General features: G+C 59.3%; 24 protein-coding genes and 1 tRNA gene. 9 read left to right on the top strand and 16 right to left on the bottom strand.

All coding sequences use genetic code 11. The annotated features are described in order from the left end of the window. Positions 1-2: 2 nt before the first annotated feature. Together hemW and HNQ39_RS16305 are read left to right on the top strand one after the other, a co-directional pair. Positions 3-1,139, top strand: a complete 1,137-nt coding sequence (hemW, locus tag HNQ39_RS16310; RefSeq protein ID WP_184198541.1) for a radical SAM family heme chaperone HemW — start codon at positions 3-5, stop codon at positions 1,137-1,139. Between the two features lie 54 nt (positions 1,140-1,193). Beyond that, entirely contained in the window at positions 1,194-1,889 is a 696-nt protein-coding gene (locus HNQ39_RS16305; protein ID WP_184198538.1) for a hypothetical protein, read from the top strand. A 62-nt stretch (positions 1,890-1,951) separates the two neighbouring features. On the opposite strand, the gene HNQ39_RS16300 is transcribed toward HNQ39_RS16305, so the two are convergent. Together HNQ39_RS16300 and HNQ39_RS16295 are read right to left on the bottom strand one after the other, a co-directional pair. After that, positions 1,952-3,457: a trypsin-like peptidase domain-containing protein gene (locus tag HNQ39_RS16300; RefSeq protein ID WP_184198535.1), complete on the bottom strand. Its 1,506-nt coding sequence runs from the start codon at positions 3,455-3,457 to the stop codon at positions 1,952-1,954. A 96-nt stretch (positions 3,458-3,553) separates the two neighbouring features. Beyond that, complete coding sequence (locus HNQ39_RS16295) at positions 3,554-3,949, bottom strand: response regulator transcription factor (protein ID WP_184198532.1); 396 nt, start codon at positions 3,947-3,949, stop codon at positions 3,554-3,556. A gap of 189 nt (positions 3,950-4,138) precedes the next feature. Here HNQ39_RS16295 and HNQ39_RS16290 point away from each other — a divergent pair, with 189 nt between their 5' ends. The 3 genes from HNQ39_RS16290 to HNQ39_RS16280 are packed head-to-tail and all read left to right on the top strand — an operon-like array spanning position 4,139 to position 6,171. Then, entirely contained in the window at positions 4,139-4,393 is a 255-nt protein-coding gene (locus HNQ39_RS16290; protein ID WP_184198529.1) for a hypothetical protein, read from the top strand. 3 nt (positions 4,394-4,396) lie between these two features. Next, positions 4,397-5,332: an SPFH domain-containing protein gene (locus HNQ39_RS16285; RefSeq protein WP_184198527.1), complete on the top strand. Its 936-nt coding sequence runs from the start codon at positions 4,397-4,399 to the stop codon at positions 5,330-5,332. Further along, the gene (locus tag HNQ39_RS16280) at positions 5,329-6,171 is read left to right on the top strand and encodes an SPFH domain-containing protein (protein ID WP_184198524.1); all 843 of its coding nucleotides are present in this window, start codon (positions 5,329-5,331) and stop codon (positions 6,169-6,171) included. Before HNQ39_RS16285 ends, HNQ39_RS16280 begins: the two co-directional genes overlap by 4 nt. A gap of 62 nt (positions 6,172-6,233) precedes the next feature. Here the strand turns inward: HNQ39_RS16280 and HNQ39_RS16275 are convergent, their stop codons facing one another. The 14 genes from HNQ39_RS16275 to HNQ39_RS16210 form a co-directional block, all read right to left on the bottom strand. After that, positions 6,234-6,446: a hypothetical protein gene (locus HNQ39_RS16275; RefSeq protein WP_184198521.1), complete on the bottom strand. Its 213-nt coding sequence runs from the start codon at positions 6,444-6,446 to the stop codon at positions 6,234-6,236. Between the two features lie 167 nt (positions 6,447-6,613). Continuing rightward, positions 6,614-9,301 carry an AAA family ATPase gene (locus HNQ39_RS16270; protein WP_184198518.1) on the bottom strand — a complete coding sequence of 896 codons (2,688 nt, stop codon included), beginning with the start codon at positions 9,299-9,301 and terminating at the stop codon, positions 6,614-6,616. Positions 9,302-9,906: 605 nt separating this feature from the next. Beyond that, entirely contained in the window at positions 9,907-10,572 is a 666-nt protein-coding gene (locus HNQ39_RS16265) for a hypothetical protein (protein WP_184198515.1), read from the bottom strand. Then, entirely contained in the window at positions 10,569-11,351 is a 783-nt protein-coding gene (locus HNQ39_RS16260; RefSeq protein WP_184198511.1) for an RNA polymerase sigma factor, read from the bottom strand. The genes HNQ39_RS16265 and HNQ39_RS16260 overlap by 4 nt, the downstream gene beginning before the upstream one ends. A 31-nt stretch (positions 11,352-11,382) precedes the next feature. After that, entirely contained in the window at positions 11,383-12,225 is an 843-nt protein-coding gene (locus HNQ39_RS16255) for a PfkB family carbohydrate kinase (protein WP_184198508.1), read from the bottom strand. Then, complete coding sequence (locus tag HNQ39_RS16250; protein ID WP_184198505.1) at positions 12,222-12,743, bottom strand: hypothetical protein; 522 nt, start codon at positions 12,741-12,743, stop codon at positions 12,222-12,224. The genes HNQ39_RS16255 and HNQ39_RS16250 overlap by 4 nt, the downstream gene beginning before the upstream one ends. After that, positions 12,740-13,486: a class II glutamine amidotransferase gene (locus HNQ39_RS16245; RefSeq protein ID WP_184198502.1), complete on the bottom strand. Its 747-nt coding sequence runs from the start codon at positions 13,484-13,486 to the stop codon at positions 12,740-12,742. The genes HNQ39_RS16250 and HNQ39_RS16245 overlap by 4 nt, the downstream gene beginning before the upstream one ends. 96 nt (positions 13,487-13,582) lie before the next feature. Continuing rightward, positions 13,583-14,350, bottom strand: coding sequence for a PspA/IM30 family protein (locus HNQ39_RS16240; RefSeq protein ID WP_184198499.1), 768 nt, complete (start codon positions 14,348-14,350; stop codon positions 13,583-13,585). A gap of 140 nt (positions 14,351-14,490) precedes the next feature. After that, entirely contained in the window at positions 14,491-14,754 is a 264-nt protein-coding gene (locus tag HNQ39_RS16235) for a hypothetical protein (RefSeq protein ID WP_184198496.1), read from the bottom strand. Continuing rightward, the gene (locus tag HNQ39_RS16230) at positions 14,751-15,305 is read right to left on the bottom strand and encodes a sigma-70 family RNA polymerase sigma factor (protein WP_184198493.1); all 555 of its coding nucleotides are present in this window, start codon (positions 15,303-15,305) and stop codon (positions 14,751-14,753) included. Before HNQ39_RS16230 ends, HNQ39_RS16235 begins: the two co-directional genes overlap by 4 nt. Positions 15,306-15,860: 555 nt before the next feature. Further along, a tRNA-Phe gene (locus tag HNQ39_RS16225) sits at positions 15,861-15,933 on the bottom strand. Positions 15,934-15,974: 41 nt separating this feature from the next. Then, entirely contained in the window at positions 15,975-17,375 is a 1,401-nt protein-coding gene (locus tag HNQ39_RS16220; protein ID WP_184198490.1) for an Nramp family divalent metal transporter, read from the bottom strand. Beyond that, positions 17,372-18,157 carry a prepilin-type N-terminal cleavage/methylation domain-containing protein gene (locus HNQ39_RS16215; RefSeq protein ID WP_184198487.1) on the bottom strand — a complete coding sequence of 262 codons (786 nt, stop codon included), beginning with the start codon at positions 18,155-18,157 and terminating at the stop codon, positions 17,372-17,374. The genes HNQ39_RS16220 and HNQ39_RS16215 overlap by 4 nt, the downstream gene beginning before the upstream one ends. Then, positions 18,154-18,594, bottom strand: a complete 441-nt coding sequence (locus HNQ39_RS16210; RefSeq protein WP_184198483.1) for a metal-dependent transcriptional regulator — start codon at positions 18,592-18,594, stop codon at positions 18,154-18,156. The genes HNQ39_RS16215 and HNQ39_RS16210 overlap by 4 nt, the downstream gene beginning before the upstream one ends. 73 nt (positions 18,595-18,667) lie before the next feature. Between HNQ39_RS16210 and HNQ39_RS16205 the strand changes: the two genes are divergently transcribed. The 4 genes from HNQ39_RS16205 to HNQ39_RS16190 are packed head-to-tail and all read left to right on the top strand — an operon-like array spanning position 18,668 to position 22,786. Next, entirely contained in the window at positions 18,668-19,051 is a 384-nt protein-coding gene (locus tag HNQ39_RS16205) for a response regulator transcription factor (RefSeq protein WP_221290055.1), read from the top strand. A gap of 18 nt (positions 19,052-19,069) precedes the next feature. Further along, positions 19,070-19,447: a response regulator gene (locus HNQ39_RS16200; RefSeq protein ID WP_184198480.1), complete on the top strand. Its 378-nt coding sequence runs from the start codon at positions 19,070-19,072 to the stop codon at positions 19,445-19,447. A 4-nt stretch (positions 19,448-19,451) separates the two neighbouring features. Beyond that, a complete protein-coding gene (locus tag HNQ39_RS16195; protein WP_184198477.1) occupies positions 19,452-21,149 on the top strand; it encodes an alpha-galactosidase in 1,698 nt (565 codons plus the stop codon). A 47-nt stretch (positions 21,150-21,196) separates the two neighbouring features. Continuing rightward, the gene (locus HNQ39_RS16190; RefSeq protein ID WP_184198474.1) at positions 21,197-22,786 is read left to right on the top strand and encodes a hypothetical protein; all 1,590 of its coding nucleotides are present in this window, start codon (positions 21,197-21,199) and stop codon (positions 22,784-22,786) included.

Genomic DNA, 22,786 nt, shown 5'->3' with positions numbered 1-22,786 from the left:
CTATGTCACGCTCCGCATCCGCGCTCTACCTCCACATTCCCTTCTGCTCACGCAAGTGCGGCTACTGCGATTTTAATGCCTACTCGGGCTACAAAGACGGCACCAAGGCACGCTATGTAGAGGCCCTCTGCCGTGAGATTGCCGCGGCGGGCGAGGGGAGCGCGCTCCAGACGATCTTTTTTGGCGGCGGAACCCCGACGAACTTAGAGGCCCCTGCCCTCGTGCAAATCCTCAGTACGGTCAAGAGCCACTTCACGGTTGCCAGCGACGCGGAGATCTCGCTGGAGGCCAACCCCTCGGATGCGGATCTTCCCTACCTAGAGACGCTCCGCGCGGCAGGCTTCAACCGCATCTCCTTTGGTGTCCAGACCTTCAACGACAGCCTCCTCAAGCTCATCGACCGCGAGCATAGCGGCGAGGCGGCAAGGCAGGCGATTGTCCACGCGCGTGCCGCGGGCTTTGAGAACCTCTCGCTAGACCTGATGTTTGGCCTGCCCCGCCAGACAGTCTCCGATTTTGAGCGCACCCTGGAGACCGCCCTCACGCTCGATATCCCCCATCTCTCGATCTACGGGCTGATTGTCGAGGAAGGCACCCCGTTCTTCGCCCGCCGCGAGCGTGGCAAGCTCCCCCTACCAGAGGAGAGTGCGGAGGCGGCGATGTTTAGCCGCGCGCTGGAGAAGACCCAGGCTGCAGGCCTCGCACGCTACGAGATCAGCAACTACGCCAGGCCGGGCTTTGCCTGCCGCCATAACCGGGTCTACTGGCGCAACGAGCCCTACTTCGGACTAGGGGCCGGCGCAACAGGGTACTTAGACGGCGTGCGCCGGGTGAATATCCGTCGCCCCTCGGCCTATATCGACGCCGCCCTGGCAGGCCGGGAGCTGGCTCTCGAAACGGAGACTCTCTCTGCCGAGGAGACCATGGGCGAGACCATGATGCTGGGACTGCGCCTCGTGGAGGGTGTCTCACTTAACGACTTCGCGGCGCGCTTTGGTGTCCGCGCCGAGCAGCACTGGGCCCCGACGATCGCCGAGCTCGTGGCGCAGGGCCTCTTAGAGCACACGCCTACCCACCTGCGCCTCACCGAGCCCAAGGGACTCTTCCTGGCCAGTGAGGCGATGGCAAAGTTTATTTGAAGGCAGGCGCACGGCGGGGAGTCCTACTAAGCAACCACCTTACAGGAGATTCCTATGAAATTCGGTACCTTTGCCACTATCGCCATCGCGCTCAGCCTGACTGCGATCCCCCACACCGCCCTTGCCCAGAAAGCAGACCTCACCGCTCGGGTGAGCGTCGATCTGAAAGACGCCCCGACACGCGATGCCATTGAGGCGATCTTCAAGCAAGCGGGGATCCAGAACTATGTCATCGACAACAATGTCGTCGGCTTTGTGACCCTCAAGCTCACCGAGCAGCCCCTGGAGAACACCCTCAAGCTCTTCATGCGCGCCAGCTCCCAGCCCCTGACCTACACCATTGAGAACGGCGTCTGGATCGTCAAGCCGCGCATCCCCTCTCTCAGTCCCGCCCCGAGCGCCCCGGAAGCGCCCGTTGTCCAAGCCCCCAGCGGCCCCCACTACGAGCGGATCAACCTCACCTACCTCGATCCCGCCGATCTGGAGCAGCTCCTAGGCGGAGTCCTCACCATCCCCAGCTTCACGCGTCAGCGCGGCGGCCAAGGCTTCTCGTCGGGCAATGGCCTGATTGGGACGGGCGGGGGAACGGGGCTCCTCGGTCAGACAGGCAACGGCATGAGCGGCATGGGTGCCAGCCAGCTCGGCGCGGGCCGTGGCCCGAGCGGGTTTGGCATGGGCCAGCCTGGGATGGGAAACAACATGCTCGGCTCGGGGCCGGGCAGCGGGTTTGGCCAGCGCTTCGGGCGCTAGCCACACGCAAAAACAGCACCGGGCTAGCCTCCCCCGGTGCTGTTTTTTTTCGTCTTCCCCGTCTACGGGACGGGGATATTGATGATCCCACGGCTCGGCTTACCGTCGCGTGGGACAATGAGCGTCCGCAGGGTCACCAAGCTCCCCGACGAGACCGTAGCGGCGATCTTCTTGGCCTCGGCATCGGTGGTGACGGTTTTCCCATTGACACTGACGACGATCATGCCCCGTGCCAGCCCTGCTTCATCCGTGGGCGTGCCGGGCCGAACCGCAGCGACATAGACCCCCTTGAACGTGTCACTGAGCTTTAGCTGCGAGCGAATCTCATCGTCGAGCGGCTCAAAGCTCGCCTCAAGTGGCGCGATTGCCTTGAGCTTAGCCAATGGCTTGGGTGGGGTCGCCTCACTCTTCTCGGGTACCTTCTCTAGCTTGGCGGTAAGTGCCAGCGGCTTGCCTTCACGGAGCACCGCAATCGGAATCTTGGTGCCAGGCTCGGCGGTCGCGATTGCGTTTCGCAGGCTGACCTCATCCCGAATCTCGGTCGTGCCAAACTTCACCACCACATCACCCGCATCGATTCCCGCGGTGTCGGCAGGGCTGTCTTGGCTGACGGTGGAGACATAGGCACCGTGCGAGACCTTGAGGGCGGAGCGCAGCTCAGGCTCCAGGTCCACGGGAGTGAGCCCGAGATAGCCACGCGTGACCTTCCCCTTGGCGATCAGCTGGTCCGAGACAAACTTGGCGGTGTTGGCAGGAATGGCAAACCCAATCCCCACACTCCCCCCCGACGGCGTGTCGATTCCAACATTGATCCCGATCAGCTCGCCCTTGATATTGAGCAGGGGCCCGCCCGAGTTGCCCGGGTTGATAGCGGCATCGGTCTGGATCAGCTCGGGGTAGTAGCGGCCATCCATCGGCCCGCCAATCGTGGACTTGCGCTGGAGTGCGGAGATGATCCCCGTGGTAACCGTGTTGTCTTGGCCAAAGGGAGAGCCAATCGCAATCGCCCACTGCCCCACTTGGATGCGCCCAGAATCGGCAAACTTGATAGCGGGCAGGGGCCGCTTGGCATCAATCTTCACCACTGCGAGGTCCGAACGGTCGTCCCGGAAGACGCGCCCCGTGAAGGTCTCGCCCGTCGAGAGCTTGACCTTAACCTTGCCGTCGCGCGCCTTCTCCACCACATGGTCGTTGGTGAGGATATAGCCATCGCTGCGGATGATCACACCAGAGCCACCGATAGGCCGTAGCAGTGGCTCGGGCTCCTCAGTCCCCTCTCCCGGCTTTGGGGTGCTGGGGGCGTTGGGACGCCGGCGCTGGGTACGCGGGGCAAAGAGCTGCTCCAGTCCAGACTCCGCGGGGGAGACCTCGGCAACAGCACTGATCGAGACCGCAGAGGGTCCTATAGTCTCTGCCAAGTGGGTAAAGGTCGTCTCCAGCGACTGAGCAGTCTCCCGGCCTTCCTGGATCTTCGCTGCCGAGTCCCGCGCCGTCAAGCGGGCGGAGAAGGGTAGAGCACCGAGAAGTAGCCCTCCCGTGAGGGCAAGTGTGAGATATTTCCTAGACATTGAGCAACCTCCACAATCAAAGACGAGCTAGCAGCCCGAATCCGCGAAAAATAGAAAAAGCCCCCGCGAGCCAGCGCGGGGGCACAGGGAGAGACCCTAGATCTTGTAGCGACCGTCGCTCTCGTTGGATGTCTGCAAGATGCGCTTGACAAACGAGATCAGCTCCATCGGGTTGAAGGGCTTGGTCAAGTACATGTCTGCGCCACGGGAGTACCCACTTAGAACGTCCTTATCCTGGGTCTTCGCGGTCAGCATGATCACGGGAAGTGTCTCCAGCGCGGGATCGCGCCGAATGGAGGAGAGGAGCTCAAAGCCATCCATCTCCGGCATCATCACATCGGAGACAACCAGATCGGGACGGTTCGCTCTAATCTTCTCTAAAGCCTGGACGCCATTGTTGGCGGTCTCGACGGTGTAACCCATGCGCTCCAGGTTCACTTGAATCAATCGGACGATATTGGGTTCGTCGTCCACGGCTAGAATTCGTGCCATTCTCTTTAATTACCCTTTCCTGCGGAAAACCCTGTGCGGGTATTTTATCCCATCGCGACGGCTCACGTCAATGGGGATTATCGGTCCACAAGGCCATTCTGCAGGATACGGGGATTTAGGCTTAAATAGGGTAACCGATGCAACCGATCGCTCCGAGAGGGGTCGGAGAAGAAGGAGTACTCAGAGACAATGGGACCCGTAGGTGGAACCTACCTCATGGTGTTTCTGCTTGCCCTGAGCGCCCTAGCAGCGCTTGCCTGGCTGCTACGGCCTCAGCTGAAGCGAGCAGGACGCTACTTTATCAACTGGATCGAGCGCGACCGCCGCGCCGAAGAAGAGGCCCGCCAGCAGGCCAAGCAGCGCCAGCAGGCGGAGAAAGAAGTGCAGCAGTACCTGCACGAAGACGACGAGACGCAGGAGCAGGTGCCCCTGCAGAGACAGTAAGTCATGAAGTTTAAAACGTTTGCTCTAGGTTGCGGGGGGGTGCTAGTCGCCGGAATCGCCATCTGGAGCTTTATCGAGTCCCGCTCGGCCTGGATCGATGCGGGCTATGTCGGGATTCTCTACGACGCTAGCTCGGGGGTCCAGCCCAAGCCCCTCAAGCCGGGACGCGTCTTTGTGGGCTGGCGCCAGCGGCTCTACTCCTTCCCCACCAAGCTCATGAGCGCCAAGTACGTCCAGGATGCCAACGAAGGGGAGCAGAAGGTCGCCGATGGCATCCTCATCACCACGAGCGACAACGCCAACACAACCTTCGATGTCTGCGTCATCTACCGCATCAGCGAGGAGAACGCCATCAAGGTATTCAACAGCTTTGGCCCCATCGATGTGGAGACCATCCAGGCCAACCACCTGCGCCGCGCCATCAAGGATGTCGTCAATGAGATCGGCCCCAAGTACGATGTCTTTGAGCTCATGGGCCCCAAGCGCCAGGAGTTCTGCCAGCTTGCCACGGACTCGCTCAAGAAGCGCATGGACTCCAAAGGGATCGCCATCGACTCCCTCATGCTCATGACCGCTTACCCCGCCCCCGAGACCATGGAGAAGATCACCCGCCGGGTCAATCAGTACACCGAGTACGATATTGCAGTTCTCCGAAAACAGATCGCCGAGGTCTCCCGCCAGACCAATGTCATCACCGCCCAAGCCCGGATGACAGCCACCCAGCTCACCAGCGCCACCGCAAAAGACAAGGGCTTGGAGCAGCTCCAGCTCCAGGCCGACGAGGAGGCAATCGAGAAGTGGGACGGCCACCTCCCCGAGATTCGTACCGGAGGCAACCAGACCATGATCCTTGATGGAAGCTCACTCGCCGCCCTCAGTAAGCGCCGCGCCACTGCCCCAGCAGCTACAGCACGCCCACAAGGAGAAAACGGACAATGAAAACCCTATCCCCCAACCTTCTTCTCTGGCTAGCTCTCCCCCTGCTCGCCGGCTGTGCCCGAGAGATCCCTCCCGCGCAAGTCGGGGTTAAGTTCTCGTCGATGAGTGGTAACGAGGAAAGGCTCCTCAAGCCACAAGTCGTCTGGGTACTACCTCGCCAGCGCCTGGTTCTCTACCCCACCAATATCCGAAACGCTACCTACACACGAGGTGGCCATGGTGGTGCCGAGCGCTCTGGCAACGACTCCATCCAGTGCTCCACCAACGAAGGGGCCATCCTCCCTGTCGATGTCACCGTGAGCTACCATGTCGATCCCACTAACGTCATGACCGTCTACAAGAACTTCGGCACCAATGACATCCAGGAGATCCAGACAGAGTTCATCCGTCCTGCTACCAACTGGGCAGTCAATAGTGTCAGTGGTCAAAAGAGTGTCTTTGAGCTCACTAGCAAAGAACGTGCGCAGTTTGGCCAGCGGGTCAAGACCCTGCTCACCCCAAAGCTCGCTGCATGGGGCCTAACGGTCGATGATGTCTTCACCGGTGAGGTCTACCCCCCCGAAGAGGTAAAACAAAAAGTCAACGAGCGCATCTCCGTCCGTGCGGAGCTCGACACCGCTCAAGTCACCCTAAAACGCGCCACGGTGGAGGCAGAGACCATCCAGACAAAAGCAAAAGAACAAGCCGAAGTTAACCGTCTCCTCGGCGAGGCGGGTGATAAGGCAGTCGCGCTTAAAAAGATTGAGCTACGGCGTAAGGCAATTACAAAATGGGATGGAGTCGCTCCATTAACGGGAGATGGACGTATTCCCTTTACCGATTTAACCTTAGGCAGATAAGAAAATGGCATGATGAGTATTTCACTCATCATGCCATCCATTTCCCACTAAACGAAGTACAACTACCCTTTTTTCAAGAGTGGCAGACCTGTCGCATCACTCTCAACAACAATATATCCAGCAGGTACTTCATCAAGTGCCTTGGTTACGTCGTCACCAGCTTTAACTTCTTTCGCAAAGAAGTACATAGTGCGCGTGCCATTTGCAGTGGGGGTCACACGAGCATGAAGATAGTAAGCCACCCCATTTTTTTTCGATACATGACTATAGGCCATGATAATTCTCCGTTTCAGTATAGTAAATATAAACACAACTGGTAATCAGAAAACGTGTCGCCAGCGACCTTGACTACGTTCCCTCTAGCAGTTGAGCCTACAAGATTCGACAGAGTGTACCCTATTGTTTCCGACTAGGCAAGCATCTAAAAATAAAAATAAAGGAGCTAATTTGATACTTCATCGCCGTCAACCAAAAATCTCCCATCTGCAACAATATTAATCAGCTGCCACAAGCCTTTTAAGTCCTTCAAATCATATTGATGCCTACATACAGGTATTGCATCTTCACTAACTAAATATTTAGTTAAAATTATCTTACGCACGTGCTCATAATTCGCCACATCACCAATATCTTTTGAAATTTTAGCAATCAACAAAAATACCTCAATATCTACAGTACTATTACATAACTTCACATCAAAATAATTCGCTACTGACGCAATCATTGGCAAAATATCATTCATTTCCAAACATAGATCAACCAACTCACGAGACACAATACCTGATCCTTCATAATCTCCTGATTCATGGCACAAAAAACCACGACTATTCATAGACACGATCAAATCTCTTGTGCATCCAATTCTTCTTCCTATATCAATCGCATCATTGATATCCTTCTCAGCATCATCAAATCTTCCCAATCGTATTTTAGCTTGCGCAATACTATTAAGTAACCGCACACAACGAACATTATCATTATTGCGTTCATATATACCCATAGCAATACGATACAATATTAAGGCCTCATCAAAAGCTTTTTCCCTAACCAATAATATACCCTTATAACTTAACGCCTCAGCATATAATGATTCATCTGAAATCAGTAAAGCAATATCAATCACACCATTGATCAATTCAAATGATTCTTCAACATCTTTATCCTTCAGAACAGCAAATAATGCCAAGCATAACTTCCCCCTACTTACAGAATCACATTCATCAATATTCTTCAATGCAAACTGACACCAATTTTCTATTTCCCGTAAATACCTACGCCTCCTTAGAAAATAATCAAGATTCAGAAGTAATGGAACTAAATATTCAGATTTGTCCTTGCAGAGTAAGTCCACGGAAAGGCGAATTAGTTCAAAATCAGCTTCTAGGATATCGAAGGTTTTACCTTCTCTCGGTGAATCGAGATTATTTGCTGCATTCTGCGCGATACCACTACAGTAGCTAATTAAGCCCTTTTGTGCAAGATTTTCTTCCAGAGGCAGGCAAGATAAATATTCTTGAGCAAACTGGCGAACGAGGCTGAGCATGCGCCAACGACCATTGCTCTCGCGACGGATCAGAGACTTGTCTTCCAAGACACAGAGCCACTCCAAGATATCAGCTTCCTCACAGACGAGGCTAGCAGCATCAGGAAGGAAACTGCCGGGAAAAATAGAGAGACGCAAAAAATACTGACGTTCCGTGGAGTCCAAGAGATTGTAGGACCACTCTAGCGCACCACGGAGAGTCCGCTGCCGCTCTGGGACGTCGCGAGCTCGTGTGACCAACAAGTTCAGGGCATCATCAAGACGCCTCTCAATCTCAGGCAGAGAAAATAATCTGACGCGGACTGCGGCAAGTTCAATCGCCAGAGGCATTCTTTCTAAGCGTTCACAGATATTTTGGATGCTCCTCTGGTCCTCAGTCGTCAGTAACAGAGCGGTGTTGGCCTGATGTGCGCGCTCCATAAAGAGCTGACATGCTTCCTCAGGAGTGAGGTTAGCAACCTCAAATCGCCACTCGCCACTTAGAGAGAGGAGGGCTTGCGAGGTGACAAGGCAAACAACACCTGGGGCATCACGTAGGAGCTGTGCGACACGAGGAGCACAGTCAAGAACACTCTCAAAGTTGTCTAGCACAAGCAAGGCGCGTCGGTGAGCGAGTGCCTCGACGAAGTTAACCCGGCTATCACGAATCACGAGCCCCATCGCATCTGCGATTGCTGTCACCAGCTGGTCCTCGCCCGCTACCTCCGCTAGGGGAACAAACCAAACACCATCTGGGTACTGCTCCACCAGCTCTGCGGCAACCTGAAGCGCAAGGCGAGTCTTCCCTATACCCCCTGGCCCCGTTAGGGTCAGCAACCGCCGCCCTGAGTTCAGAATCGCCCGTATGGAAGCCAGCTCTGTGGCTCGCCCTAGGAGGGGATTGGGTTCGAGAGGGAGGTTATGTTGCCGCAGACGCAAGGTACGCGGGGGGAGGGTGCAGGGAGGGACATCAGGTGGGTTGAGCTGACAGAGCTCCTCAATACTCGACAGATCTCGCAAGCGATGCGTACCCAACACCGTGGCAGGGAATTCTGTGGTGGTGGTTAGTGCACGTGGAAGGAGCACCTGCCCCGCCTGTGCTGCCTGCATGAGCCGGACCGCCATACGTGGTGCCTCGCCAAGGTAGCCGTCGGGCAGGCGCTCGGCGCCCCCACGATAGATCCCAATACGCCCCAGCAGTGGCTTCGTATCTGGCTGCCACTGCCGATGATACAGCGCTTGCTGTACCATGACAGCCCCCTGGCAAGCCGCTTCGGGAGTGGCAAACACGGCACGAATTCCCTCTTCGACACCAGCGTTACTCCGATACAGAAAGCCTCCTGCCCGCTCAAGCGCAGCACAGGCTGTCTCCTCAAAAGCAATGATCTGCGACCGTCGGGTGGTACCTATCTCCAGCTCTAGATCCACTGCCAGGAATGTCGGCTCGGCAACCAAGGGAGGGATCGAGGGAGCCTTTGGGGAGATAAAAATACCGCCGCCTACGAGTGCTTTATCAGCAGCGTCCACCAGGGTTGGGGTAGTCAAAGGAGAGAGGAGCTCACTTCCAATCTCCTTGAGAGCCGCTTCCTTCTCTGCAACCCAGTCCACGGGGCGCAGCGTATCGACTCCCAGTGCACCGGTCGCCCCCAGGTTTGGCCGAATCTCCCGCCCAGTGAGCGCCGATAGGACTGCCAGAAAAAGGGGGAGCCCCAGTGAGTCGCCCACGGCCCTCTCCCCCCACTCGACACGGTAGAGCAAGCGGACGGGCCGAGGAGGTGTGAGCCTTGCTCGCTCAATGAGCCGTAGCGCTTCTGTCAGTGCCTGCTGAATGCTCTGCGCGATATCTGGGCTCACGGGTAACACCGGCTCAGGCGTTGTCCAGAGTATCCCTTCCTCAGTTGGTAGCGCCACGACTGCAACACGGCAAGGCTGGGCCTTTTGCTGTGCGGGAAGATAGAGCGCCCCCCAGAGCATCCCTACCCACCCCCCGGTCGTCGGGAGCGCTGCGAGCGCCTGGTCAATCGCGCGTTGCTGGCTATCCAAGCTTAAAAAGGCTCCATCCAAGGGCAAGAGTGGATCGGAGAGATGGGGCTGAAGGTCAGGATGGACAATGGCCCCCTGTGCGACCCAGAGCAACGCAGCCTGAGTCGCGGGTGCGCTCAGCACGATCGCCTCTAAGAGTGCTTGGAGCCGCCCCAGAGCTACCTGTGCCATCAGTCGGTTACCAAGGCCGCAGCGAGAAGCTCGACGCTCCCCTGCACAACAGGAGCAGGGCGCTCTAGGACGCCACGTCCCTCCTCATTCAGAGGAATCACCTCCACCCAAAGCTCTGTCGCTCCCTCCTCACGCAAGGCAAGAGCGACCCCCGTCGTCTCTCCTGAGATAAACTCCGCTGCGGTGCTCGCATCTGCATAGAAGCGTAGCTGTGCAGGCTCCCCAGGGAGCTGGTGAACTTCGAGATGAATCCCCTGCGTCTCCAGGACCTCACGCTGTACCTGGATCGGAGGCACGGGTGCCGCCAGAGCGGGAGCCAAGGCGGGTAGGTGCAAGCGCTTTTTGGGGAGCGAGAGAAAAGAGCGTATTCGTGCTCCCAGCAGTTTTTGCCAGTCCACGGTCGGCTCGGTCTCTCCCATGGCACGCTCCTGGAGCTCACGCCCCACCCGCCGTGCAGCGATCTGAAGGTTCTCTTGAAGCCGAGCAACCTCCCCCGGGGTTAGTGCAGGCAGAGGCGTGGTGTCTTCCGCAGCAGTCCGAAGTACATCAAGGCGGCGACGCACCATAGGATCGGTCAGCGCTGCGGCGAGCACGCGTCGCTCGGTGAGGGCATCCGCACTTCCCTCGACAACTGCCACTAGCTCCTCATTGGTTACTCTTGTCATCTCTCACCTGCGAGCTGTCCCAGCTCATACCGAAAGACATACAGCGCTCCACGCTCCGCCAGGGTAGTCCCACAGACGGTATTGACGGCCGCAAAGAGCTCGCTGTCACCAGACTCCGGGAGCGCTGCGGCCTGCTCCAGCACCCTCCAGTCCTCGCTCGCCACTCCCAAAAGCGAGACATAGCGCTGAAAAATCGCAGCGGTCTCTGCACTCGCGAGAACCTCCGTGCGGTAGTAGGTAGCCAACAAGAACAAGACATAGGCCTGGTAGTGCCGCCGACGACGCTTTGGCTTTCGGGCGCAGGCTGCCTGAAACGCCTCCTCGCTCTCAAACAGAGCTCCCAGGAGCTGCTGTCGTGGCCCCTCCTCCAACCAGAGGAGTCCCTCTCCCAGCTCTTCTTGGCCTGCCTGGGCCTCTGCCTTCCCTTCGTCATACTCCTGATCATCTCGTCCTTCTGCGCGGTCTACACTATCCAGAAAGCGCTGACGCACCATCCGTAACAAGAGCCGCTGGAGGTGCTCCTGGGTCTGGATCCCCTCACCCGCGGGCTCCGTCAGGTAGGTAAGTGCCCGGAGCCATGCCTCCTGGACAAGATCCTCTCCTTCTAGCCCCAGCGGGCGCCAAGACGAGCGCACCATACGCCGCGCTTGGTCCACAAGTGGCTGCCAGAGCGCCTCGATAAGGGGCGCGACAGCACGGTCAATAGAAGCACTATCTCCAGAGCGCAGTGCCCAACGAAGCTGGACAATGCTTTCCTCCGGCTCTATAACGGTTGACATAGGCGGAATCTGACAAAATCTCGAAAAAATTTTAGGAGTTTTTTGACAAGAGTGCCTGAATTTCCTCCAAGGGAATTTGAGAGCTTCCCCCCAGCCGCCGACAGTGGCATGCCGCAGCCGCGCTAGCAAACGCGACAGTACGCTTGAGAGGCCAGCATTGCACCAGGCCATAGCAGAGCCCCGCGCGAAAGGCATCGCCCGCGCCCGTGGTATCGAGGATATCGAGAAGGGGATGGGCCGGGTAGCGCCAGAGCCCCGCCGCTTCTTTGACTAGCCCTCCCACGGCTCCCTCCGTGAGGATGCAGGTGGGAGCAGCCAAGGCATGCACGATCTCCTCAGGGCTTCCTTTTGGCCCCCCAAAGCGTCCCAGGGACTCCGGGCTACACTGAAGGATCGTCGCTTTCGTGACAATATCTAAGGGCCGAAAGAAGTCCATTGCGACCAAGGGGCAGCCCGCCGCAAGCGCCGCACGGGCCATGGCAATCGCGCCCTCGCCCAAGTTGGGATCCACTGCGACCACAGGCTGGTTTTGGAGAAGCTCGACAGGGACGGGAGGGGCAAGCGCCTCAGCAAAGCCACGCCCGCGCATCGTGCGCTCTCCGTCCGGGGCGACGGTAATCTCACAGAGGGGAGTGACCGCCGCGGGGTGATCGGGGATGTAGGTGCGCTCTAGGCCCCCTGCCGTGATCAGCTCACGGAGCCGTCGCCCCTCAGCATCATCGCCAAGGGTCGTACCGACCAGCGCTACCGAGAGCCCCCAGCCTGCCAGCTGAGAGGCGGTGTTGAGGGCCTCGCCCCCCGCAAGCTCACGCCCACTGGGGAAAAAACGATCCAGCGCAACCGTGCCATAGACAACGACGTCTGGTGAACTCACAGCTCCAGTTTTGCGAAGCGATCCTCGGTTGGGTTGTTCTCACGACGGATGTTGTCGTAGGCGAGGATGACCCGCTCCAAGATACGGCGTGCCTGCGCTTGCTCCTGAGAGCCCTCGGGGAAGCGCTTGGGATCGCTCCGGCGTGTGAGGTCGTCGTAGGCGGCCTGCACCTCGGCAAGGCTCGCTCCGGCGGAGAGCCCCAGAACCCGGTAGTCGGAGGCCAGGGGATTGGTGTCGACCGGTGCTACGGCGGCAGCTTTTGCGGTGGGGGCAAGCTCCTCACGCGCCTCAAGCCCCTGGCGTGCTGCGGCGATCTTCTCTTCCGCCCGACGCATCAGGCTATCCAGATCAGAGAGCTCGCTCGCAGGCGGAGGAGGAACCGCCTTGCCTCGCCGTGCCTCGCCCCCGTCAAGCTCACTCACTGCCGCTTCACGCTCGGAGAGCTCGGACTCAATCTTGTCCTTGATCGCGCCCACATAGGCCTTCCCTAGTCGCCCGAGTCTATCTGGAATGCTCATACCACCATCTCTTTCTGTACCGTGCGGTCCTTTGTCCCATAGAATACCAGCTCGCCGGGGGTTAGTGCCTCCCAGCCCGGCTCATGGTCCGTCGGCTCAGAGGCAAGAACCCAGCCCCCCTCGGTAAGGGGGCGAGCTGCCAGGGTGTAATAATCGGGATTTTTAGAGAACTGCCGCAGGGCATAGAGTCCCTCAGGGGCTGCAATCAAGAGGTTGATCGCGGTGTAGCTACGGGTCGCGTCCCCCTCAAGAGCAGCCTGCACGAGCAAGCGCCGGAGTGCGCCTGCGAGCTTGGTGAGCCGCTGCTCTGGGGAGACACTCCCAATCTGCGAGGCTAGCCAGCCCGCCAAGGCGACGGTATCCGAGTCGGAGCGTGCCTCGCTTCGGCCCCAAGCCGCCCCCTCCGAGCGTACCCAGTTCAGGAGCTCCCCTTTGAGGGTACCGTTGTGGATCACGAGGAGGCTATCGCCACTCTTACCCTCAAGCGGATCGATCCGAACCGGATGAGCATTGTCGCTGGTCACCGCGCCACACGATGCCTTCCTGAGGTGGCCCAGAAAAACACAAGCCCCCTTGGACGCGGCCTCTGAGGCGAAGACAAAGTACGCAGACGTATTGGCGGACCCTACCTGGCGCAAGAGAGAGATCTGCCCCGATGTGTCAAACCAGCCCACTCCCCAGGAGTCCTCATGGCCGGGTGGGTTGTCAGGGGGGACCTTACCGATACTTGCCTGGTGTCGCAAGGCATGAGGAGCTCCCACACAGTGCTGCCAGGACGGCAGGCCCGCCGGAGAGTCCCCCGGCGGGCCTGCCACCATTCCTAAAAGACGACACACGCTCTAGCTACCTGTGCCACCACTGCCGCCGACTTTTTGTTCCAGTCGGGCGAGCTCGGCTTCGATCTCGTTGGTAGGAGCGGTCGTGGTCTGGGCGATTGGCGCGGCAAGCCCTAGCTTGGCCTCCAGAGCCTCTAGCTCACTCTGAGCAACCACATCCGCCTCAGTGACCTCAAGCTGGCGCAGACGGCTCTCGACATTGGTCTGGCCGATCTCATTCATCGCCTTGGCTTCGTTGAGCTTGTTGTTGATCTTGCTCTTGGCCTGGTTGAAGACATTGTTGTGGTCTTCCCAGCTTCCCATGCCCTGGAGCTGCTTCTCCATCTCGGACTGGATCTGAGCTTGCTTCCACTTGGCCTTGAGGGCGAGTGCCTCAGCCGTCTTCTGGCGGATCTGCTCTTCCTCACGCTTGATGGCGACCTTGACTTGCTCGGAGGTCTCGATAGCCTGTGCCAGGGTCTCCTTGGCGCTCACCAGGCTCTGCTCGTAGCTCTGTTTTTCCTTGAGGAGCTGAAGAGCAAGCTCACGGTCGCCACGCTTAAGGGCGAACTCCGCCTTGGCTTGAAGATTATCAACGGTCTTCTGAAGATCATCGACCTGGTTTTGGAGGTTGTTTTTCTGGGTGATGGCAACGACAGCACGCTCGCGGTTTCGGGCGTGCATCTCTTGCATCTGGCGCTTGGCGTCATCCAAAAGGATCCCAGGATCCTCCAGCTTGTCAAGACCGGCTCCGAACCAGGATCGGATTACCGCAAGGAATCGCTTCCACATGATTGTTCACTCTCTCCTGCGCACTTGCTAGCGGCGCGTTTTCTGTACTGGCTTATCCGACACTGGCAGAGCGCGTTCGGTTGCATGTGAAATTATACCAGACAGATATTTCTAAACTTCGGTACGCAAGAGCACTAGCCTCAGGTTCCCGTTTTATCGACTTCTTCCCAGGCTGCCTCCAGGCGCTCCCAGTGCTCCGCCGAGAGCTGCAGGGTCTCCCCCGCAGGCACCCCGAGAGTTCGAATACGCTCCCGCAGCGTCCGCAGGTCGCTGAGGGCGCTTCCACACCCCGGACAGCGCTGGGCGTGGTTCTGTGTGTACCAGCGGGCAATCCCTTGGAGCGAGTCGTCTGCCAGCGCCGAGAGCAGTGTTGTCATGTGCGGACAGGGTTTCGTGCTTTTCATACCAGGCCCCTCTCTCTCCCCCATACCTGCAGGCGCTCGGCGAGCTGAAAGCGCGCCCGGGCCAGCCGTGAGCGAATCGTCCCCACAGGCACCGAGAGCCTCTCCGCCGCTTCTTGATAGCTCAGCTCCTGCATGTCCACGAGAATCACGGTCAGGCGGAGGGCATCGGGCAGCTCAGCGAGGGCTTTTTCGAGGGGTTCTTCTAGCGTGGCCTCGAGCAGAAGCATATCGGCGCTCGCGGTTCGGGTCGCCTCGGGGCCAATCTCCCCGCCTGCCGTGACATCCTCCACCGTGACACCCGCCCCCCATTTCTTCTCACGACGCCACTCATTGATAAAGTGATTGGTCAGAATGCGAGCAAGCCAGGCACAAGGCTTTCCCCCCGCCACAAACTTCCCTGCACGAAAGGCCTCGTAGCCACGCACAAGCGCCTCTTGCACCAAGTCCAGCACCCGGTCGTCGTCGCGCACCAAGCGCCGTGCGGTGGCGATCAAAGTCGACTCACACCCACGCGCCATACGGGCATAGTCGTCACGTACAGAAGATGTCATATCAGGCTAACAATTCAACATCTCGGAAAAGTTCCCTGCGTCCCAAGATTCCTGCGCCTCAAGACGCAGACGCTCCTCAAGCTCACGATGGCAGTTCGCACATAACAGATCGCACTTTTGTGCTTCGGCCAAGACAAGTGACCAAGCCTTGAGCAAGTTGTCCTTCCCAAGATTAAACCGCTTTGTTGTAGGGTCACGATGATGGAACTCTAGTGCAGCCACGCAGCGATCATAGCCGCATGTGGCACACTTCCCACCACACTGCGCTACAAGCAGTGCCTTTCGTTCCCGCCGCGCCTTCTCTTGCCACCGTCGGTACTTCTCATTACCAGGCGATCGTTCTCGTCCGAGCACTGTCACTAAGTCTCGGTTATTCCGTCCTTGAAATGGTGAGCAGCTGAGGCAACGACGGCGGTTCTTAAGCTGCCGCTCCACACCACCAATTACCGCCTTAAAGGGTATGGGATTACCACAAGAACAAACTTTTGTTTTTATGACAGATTATACCAGCAAAAACAGAAAAATCCCCCCAAATACCTGGGAGGATTTTCAACGTGCCGCCTACCGGACTTGAACCAGTGACACTCGGATTTTCAGTCCGATGCTCTACCAACTGAGCTAAGGCGGCCTACAGACCACTTAAAAAAGTGGTGTGCGAGGGGAAGTTTATCATGCCTGTGGAGGCTTTGCAAGATCGTTTTTCTCTTTGTAGCCCCACGTGACCCAAGCGGCAAAGGCGGCAATCGCGGCGGCTCCTCCCAGGACAAAGACGGGACCGCGGCTATCGATCAGGTACTTGATATTGAGTCCGGCGATCAGGGTGCAGACGATGCCGCCCAGTAGCTTGAGCCAGAGGGGGTTGGCATGCTCCCCCATTCGTCGTCGATCCGACGTGAAGGCGAGAAGAGGGAAGATCGCAAAGGAGAGCTGCATCGAGAGCACAACCTGGGAGAAGATCAGCAGGTCAACCGTGTTCTTGCCTCCACTGGCGGCGATCAAGACCATCGCGGGGACGATCGCCAGTGTGCGGGTGATGAGCCGCCGGAGCCAGGGCGCGATTCGGAAGTTGAGGAAGCCCTCCATCACGATCTGCCCCGCCAGGGTTCCTGTAATGGTCGAGGACTGTCCACTGGCAAGCAGCGCGACCGCAAACGCCGTGGCGGCGGCTCCTCCCAGCATGGGCTTGAGCAGGACATGCGCCTCCTCCAGTCCCTCTACATCGAGCTTTCCTGCGCTATGAAACGCGGCGGCGGCAACCACCAAGATCGCGGCGTTGACAAAGAAGGCCATGCCCAGCGAGAGCACCGTGTCCAGTGTCGCCCCACGGAGTGCATCGCGCAGGCCGGAGTCGGTCTTTTCGTAGGCACGGGTCTGGACAATCGACGAGTGCAGGTAGAGGTTGTGGGGCATGACGGTTGCACCAAGAATCCCCAAGGCGATAAAGAGAGCGTCTTTATCGGGGAGCTGTGGGGTGACGAGGCCGCGCGCAACACCGCCCCAGTCTGGGTGAGCGTAGAACAGCTGGAGGGCGAAGCACAGCGCAATGGTTCCCACAAGAGTCACCACGAGCGCCTCGATCTTGCGGAAGCCAAAGCGCATCAGTCCCAGCAGGAGCAAGACATCGAGGCCCGTGATGAGTACCCCCCACAGAAGAGGGATACCAAAGAGGAGGTTCAGCGCCACCGCGCTCCCGATCACCTCCGCCAGGTCACAGGCGATAATCGCCACCTCACAGAGCAGCCAGAGCGCGACCGCGGCGGGCTTTTTGTAGTAGTCACGGCAGGCCTGGGCGAGGTCCTTGCCGGTCACAAGCCCCAAGCGGGCACAGAGGGTCTGGAGCAGGATCGCCATGAGGTTGCTCGCAAGAATGACCCAGAGCAGCTGGTAGCCGTACTTTGCCCCCCCCGCGATATCGGTGCCCCAGTTTCCGGGGTCCATGTAGCCGACGCTTACCAGATACCCGGGTCCAGCAAAGGCCAGCAGGCGCCGCCAGCCCGTGCCCGTCTTGGGGATAGCCACACTGCGGAAGGCCTCGGGAAGTGAAGGAAGGGTTGTCTCAGGAGAGCTCATTGTAGGTCCCAATCGGAGTCGTCGGTCGTGCGCCAGGTTCGCTCAAAGGGCTGTGCCTTCGCGTGGCCATCGGCATAGAGAAACAGAGCCAGCCCGTTGTGGCGCTTCTTGGCAATCTGCAGGTCCCAGTCGCCACAGGGGGCTGCCGTCGGGAAGAGGGAGCAGGGAGGAAGCGCCTTACCCTTGCTCCAGTGGTAGGGACTGCTGATGTTGTTGGTGGGGTCCCAGGGATCGAGGCACATGTCGAAGAACTCGCTCTCCCAGAACGGATGGTCGGTCGTGGGAAGGGGAACCGGTGGTGTAACCCCCACCAGCTGGCTCCAGTTGTCGCCGCGGAGGGTTGCGTAGACCGTGGCCGCGGGGGCGCTAATCCCTGCCAGAGTCCGAGGTGTCCCCGTGAGAAACCCATTGTCGGTAAAGCTCCCCCACATCGCGGCAACACTCCGATCCGGGTCGGAGGGGTCCCACCAGACATTTTGTTTGTTTTGTTGGCCTCTCCCCATCTTGATATAGGGATCGATCGCGCCGTGGTAGTTCTGGATCGCCCAGTAGGAGACCGTCTGGGGAGTCCCACTCTGGGTGTCCATGGTCATGGGAAAGGCCTCATCGTAGTCTTGGAGGTACATCAGCACTGCTGTGCCGATCTGCCTGAGGTTGCTCAGGGCGGTGACTTGTCGCGCCTTGGCACGTGCCTGGGCAAAGACGGGGAAGAGGATCGCCGCCAAGATCGCGATAATCGCAATTACCACCAAGAGCTCTATCAGTGTAAAGGTTCGTCTCATTTCGTCTCTCCTTCGTGTTCTGGGATCGGGGAGCCATGGGGACAGGTAGTCGGGTGGTTCAGGAAGGCCGCGAGACGCTCCTCGAACTCCTCGGAGATCACGTGCTCCAGGCGCTCGGCCTCATCGTGGGCCCCATCGGGGGTGAAGCCCAGAATATCGGTCAGAAAGCGCTCCAAGAGCCGGTGGTGCCGGGAGAGCTCGCGGGCAAGGCGCTCGCCATCCGGAGTAAGGCGGACACCTTTGTAGGGGGTGTAGCAGACCAGCCCTTCCCGATCCATGCTCTGGAGCATCTTGGTCACAAAGGCACGCGATGTCCCCGTCCGCTCCGCAATCGCCGAGGGGGGAGCTAGCGTGACATCGCTCTGGAGGGCGTGGATCGCCTTGAGCATATCGCCTGTCGCCTTCCCTAGATGTCTCTCGCGTTCAAAGTTAACCATAGTTAATTTAACCAGGGTGAATTCTATCACTCTCTACTGCGCTTCGCCAGATTCTTCGGTACAATGCCAAGAAATGTCACAGACCGTCGACGCGCTGCCGATTCTTGTTGTGGAAGACGATCCCCACATTCTTCGGCAGATTGAGTTCAACCTTAAGAGTCATGGCTACCAAGTCACCACCGCCGTATCGGGGGCGGATGCTCTGCGCCAGATGCTCCTCCAGCGCCCGAGCCTCCTGATCACCGATATCATGATGCCCGAGATGGATGGCTACGAGCTGGTCGCGGCCCTGCGCCGGGATGAGAAGCTCAGCGACCTTCCGGTCATCATGCTCACCGCACGCACGAGTGAGGACGACATGGTGCATGGCTACACCAGCGGCACCGATCTCTACCTCACCAAGCCCTTCGATCCTGCCGAGCTCGTCGCCTTTGTCGAGCGCATCTTACCAAGCTAAATCTTCAGAGAAACCACTATGACCAAACGCATTCTGGCCGTTGACGACGAGGACAGTATCACTCGTATTCTCCAAGTGAACCTGGAGCGAGCGGGCTACACGGTCGATACTGCCGCCAGCGGACACGAGGCGCTCACCTGCCTTCTGCAAAACGACTACGACCTGCTGATCTCCGATGTGATGATGCCCGAGATGGACGGCCTTGAGCTTATCGAGCACATCCGCCAGAGCCCGGAGCTGGTCAAGCTGCCCGTGATCTTGCTCACGGCCCGCTCCAGCGAGAACGATATCACCCGCGGCTACATCAAGGGCACCGATCTCTACCTCACCAAGCCCTTTGATCCCAATGAGCTTCGGGTCTGGGTGGGGCGGATGCTGACTAGCGAGAAGGAGTAGCGCCGTGCTGCAAGAGCGCCTCAGAACCAGCGCTTTTGCGGTTCCGGCCGGTCTGACCCTCACCCGCATGTGGCACGGAAGCACCTGTCGTGCCACGCTCACCAACCCCACCAGCGCCCCGATCACCGTCCCCGAAGTCGTGCTTTTTGACCTGGCGCATGGGCTCGCCCCCAGCACGCCTCTCTACGGCGAGGCATTCCAGATGCTCAGCCAGCTCGCGGGAACCCTTCAAGCCCCCACCGACGTGGGCCACTACCCGGACCGCACGCACTACAAAATCCCGGAGCCGGAGGGCCTACGCACGGGCTATGGGATGCTCATGCTCGCTCCGCAGAACCAAGAGCGTGTCTTGCTGGGCTTTGCATCCTGCAAGCGCTTTATCGGTCGCTTTAGCTTCGACACCGTCCGTCTGCGCATCTCGCTCGACACGGAAAACCGCACCATCGCGCCCGGTGAGCACTGGGAGCTAGAGGAGTTTCTCGCCCTCACCGGCCCCGATCGCGAGGCACTCCTAGACAAGCTCACGGGCGCAATCTCCAAGCACCACCCTCGCCTCCGCCACAATCCCGTCCCGACTGGCTGGTGCTCCTGGTACTGCTTCGGCCCCGAGGTCACCGACAAGAACATCTACGACAACCTGGAGTGGGCCGCGAGACACCTTCCGTCCCTGCGCTACATCCAGATCGACGATGGCTACCAGCCGTACATGGGCGACTGGCTCGACACCGGCAAGGCGTTTGGCGGCTCGGTGCAGACCGTGCTCAAGGCAATCGCGCAAAAGGGCTTCGAGCCCGCACTCTGGGTCGCCCCCTTTATCGCCGAGCGGGAGTCACGCCTCTTTGCCCAGCACCCGGACTGGTTTGTCAAAGACGAGACCGGCGCTCCCCTTCCCTCCAACAAGATCGGCTTTGGCGGCTGGCGCAGGGGGCCATGGTACTGCCTCGATGGCACCCACCCCGCGGTCCAGAAGCACCTCGAAGCACTCTTTCGCACGCTCCATCAAGACTGGGGCGTGACCTACTTCAAGCTCGATGCCAACTACTGGGGCGCGATCCACGGCGGCCACCACTTCGATAAAAACGCGACTCGTATCGAGGCCTACCGGCGCGGCATGGAGGCCATTCTCCGGGGCGCGGGCAAGAACAGCGTCATTCTCGGCTGCAACCACCCGATCTGGCCGTCGCTGGGCCTGATCCACGCCTCGCGGTCGTCGAACGATATCGAGCGCTCCTGGGAGTCGTTTACCAAGACAGGCCGAGAGAACCTCTACCGCGGCTGGCAGAACGGGCGCTTCTGGTGGAACGACCCGGACTGTTTGTTGCTCACCGGCGACCTCCCTGAGAGCGAGTTTCTCTTCCACGCCACCCTGCTCTACGCCACAGGCGGGATGCTGCTCTCCGGCGACGATCTCACCCAGTTCCCCCCCGAGCGCCTCGCGATGCTGAAGAAAATGCTCCCCGCCACGGGTGTCTGCGCCCGCTTCGCCGACGAGGGCTTCACGGTCGGAGAGATTCGCCTGCGCGGCAAGACCCACTGGGCACTCTTTAACGGGGAAGACTCACCGGCACAGCGCACCATTCCCCTCCCTAAACCCGCCCACCTCACTGATATCTGGAGCGGCGAGGATCTAGGCACGCACAGCGGCAGTGTCACCATAGAGCTTCCGCCACATAGTGCGCGACTGCTTGAATCCGCAGATTAAGCCGAGCAACGGCCTACAAAGCTCTTCCTAGACGAGTATAATGTCGCATGGCCGCTCGTCAAAGCCCGTCAAATGTTGCTACCGTGCTCTGGAGACAGGTCCTAGAGCTCCTTCCCACGCTTGGGTTGCCCTCCAATGCCCCGGCGCTACGAGAGCTGCCTCTCTTGGTGCGTGCGAACTTGGCTCTCCAGCCAAAGCCCTCGCCTGAAGTTGCCAAGTACCTGAAGGAAGCCGGGGAGTTTGTCGGCAAGAGCTCCAACGGACTTATCTGGGTTGTGGAAGCACTTGTCGAGGCGGATGAGCTTACGACCGCACTCCGCCTTGGACTTGGCGCGGATGCCCCCGTAGACCAGGTCGAGACCGTCGGCATAGTCGCACGAAAGCAACGGGAAAAGGGCGATCTCGAGGGTGTCGTCAAGACGATTCGCCTCCTCAAAGACACCGAGCAGCGCGATGACGCGGCGATTATAGCGCTCTCGCAGGTAGTCCCCCTCACAACCCCGCAGGCGATTGCGCAGCAGAGACAGCTTGCCGCCCTCTTGCCCCCCTACTACCAGAGCCGCCTGCTCTTCGAGATTGCCGAGGCGCAAGCAGAGAGCAACGATCTCCACGGTGCACGGCGGACGACAGAGTCGATCGCAGATCCCTCGATCAGAGACTGGGCGCAGAGCTGTATTACCCTAGCCCTCGTACGGCGGGGGGATCTCGTGGGCCTAGAGAAACAGATCCAGACCATCGCCGACAAAGACTCACGAACGGTCCATCTCGTGCACGCCCATATCAACGCGAGAAATCCCTACGAAGCGCGGCGGCTGGCACTGGGCATGACGAAATCAACACTTCGAGAGGATATGATCGCCTCCGTGCTGGCGGCACTTGCCGCAGTCGGTGATCTCACTAGCGCCCGTCAGCTCCTGGAGTATCTCCCCGAGACTCCTGCCAACCCCTGGAGCAACAAAAAGTCTCAGGGACTCAGCCAGATCGCACTTGCCCAGGCCAAGGCCGACGCCCTCACCGAGGCACGCAAGACCGCGAACGCGATCGCCTCTGTCGAGGTTCGCTCCAGGACCCTCTCTCAGATCGCGGCCCTGCAGTGCGAGGCAGGTGACCGAGCGGGAGCCCAGCAGACCGCCGAGGCGATCCCCCACCCCTCCTGGCGTGCAAGTGCCCTCGTTGACGTCGCAAAGGCACGCGCAGCACTCCACGAGGACCCACGCCCGCTCCTTGCGCTTGCACACCAGGCGGCATCTGGCGACACGAGCCTGGCGGGCCTGGCGGTCGTGGAGGCCACCCTTGGGGAGCTGGCTCGTGCCAAGCAGACCTGTGACGAGATCAAGAGCCCACAGGAGCGCTCCACCACTCTTCTCCAGATTGCCAAGGTGCAAGAAGCCGCACAAGATCGTGAGGGAGCGCATGCGACTCTCACCCGTGCGATGGAGCAGGTAAGAAGCTTTTCCCCCAATAGCTACCAAGCCCGACAAGTCCTTCTCTCCGTCGTGGAGCACCTCGCCCGGTGTGGAGACATCGACGGTCTCCAGATCGTCCTCGCAGGAGTCCCCACGCCGGTGGATCGCCTGACTCTGCGCTGCCACGGCATTCTGGCGGCGAAGACCCCCACGGAGACAGAGAGGTCGTAG

This window comes from Armatimonas rosea (assembly GCF_014202505.1).
GTDB classification, from domain to species: domain Bacteria; phylum Armatimonadota; class Armatimonadia; order Armatimonadales; family Armatimonadaceae; genus Armatimonas; species Armatimonas rosea.
The sequence above is the reverse complement of the archived record's forward strand: the minus strand, read 5'-3'. Positions and strand labels throughout refer to the sequence as shown.

Coding starts and splice junctions, on each gene's coding strand:
- hemW (WP_184198541.1), top strand. CDS start 3: ATGTCACGCTCCGCATCCGCGCTCTACCTCCACATTCCCTTCTGCTCA.
- HNQ39_RS16305 (WP_184198538.1), top strand. CDS start 1,194: ATGAAATTCGGTACCTTTGCCACTATCGCCATCGCGCTCAGCCTGACT.
- HNQ39_RS16300 (WP_184198535.1), bottom strand. CDS start 3,457: ATGTCTAGGAAATATCTCACACTTGCCCTCACGGGAGGGCTACTTCTC.
- HNQ39_RS16295 (WP_184198532.1), bottom strand. CDS start 3,949: ATGGCACGAATTCTAGCCGTGGACGACGAACCCAATATCGTCCGATTG.
- HNQ39_RS16290 (WP_184198529.1), top strand. CDS start 4,139: ATGGGACCCGTAGGTGGAACCTACCTCATGGTGTTTCTGCTTGCCCTG.
- HNQ39_RS16285 (WP_184198527.1), top strand. CDS start 4,397: ATGAAGTTTAAAACGTTTGCTCTAGGTTGCGGGGGGGTGCTAGTCGCC.
- HNQ39_RS16280 (WP_184198524.1), top strand. CDS start 5,329: ATGAAAACCCTATCCCCCAACCTTCTTCTCTGGCTAGCTCTCCCCCTG.
- HNQ39_RS16275 (WP_184198521.1), bottom strand. CDS start 6,446: ATGGCCTATAGTCATGTATCGAAAAAAAATGGGGTGGCTTACTATCTT.
- HNQ39_RS16265 (WP_184198515.1), bottom strand. CDS start 10,572: ATGACAAGAGTAACCAATGAGGAGCTAGTGGCAGTTGTCGAGGGAAGT.
- HNQ39_RS16260 (WP_184198511.1), bottom strand. CDS start 11,351: ATGTCAACCGTTATAGAGCCGGAGGAAAGCATTGTCCAGCTTCGTTGG.
- HNQ39_RS16250 (WP_184198505.1), bottom strand. CDS start 12,743: ATGAGCATTCCAGATAGACTCGGGCGACTAGGGAAGGCCTATGTGGGC.
- HNQ39_RS16240 (WP_184198499.1), bottom strand. CDS start 14,350: ATGTGGAAGCGATTCCTTGCGGTAATCCGATCCTGGTTCGGAGCCGGT.
- HNQ39_RS16235 (WP_184198496.1), bottom strand. CDS start 14,754: ATGAAAAGCACGAAACCCTGTCCGCACATGACAACACTGCTCTCGGCG.
- HNQ39_RS16230 (WP_184198493.1), bottom strand. CDS start 15,305: ATGACATCTTCTGTACGTGACGACTATGCCCGTATGGCGCGTGGGTGT.
- HNQ39_RS16220 (WP_184198490.1), bottom strand. CDS start 17,375: ATGAGCTCTCCTGAGACAACCCTTCCTTCACTTCCCGAGGCCTTCCGC.
- HNQ39_RS16215 (WP_184198487.1), bottom strand. CDS start 18,157: ATGAGACGAACCTTTACACTGATAGAGCTCTTGGTGGTAATTGCGATT.
- HNQ39_RS16210 (WP_184198483.1), bottom strand. CDS start 18,594: ATGGTTAACTTTGAACGCGAGAGACATCTAGGGAAGGCGACAGGCGAT.
- HNQ39_RS16205 (WP_221290055.1), top strand. CDS start 18,668: ATGTCACAGACCGTCGACGCGCTGCCGATTCTTGTTGTGGAAGACGAT.
- HNQ39_RS16200 (WP_184198480.1), top strand. CDS start 19,070: ATGACCAAACGCATTCTGGCCGTTGACGACGAGGACAGTATCACTCGT.
- HNQ39_RS16190 (WP_184198474.1), top strand. CDS start 21,197: ATGGCCGCTCGTCAAAGCCCGTCAAATGTTGCTACCGTGCTCTGGAGA.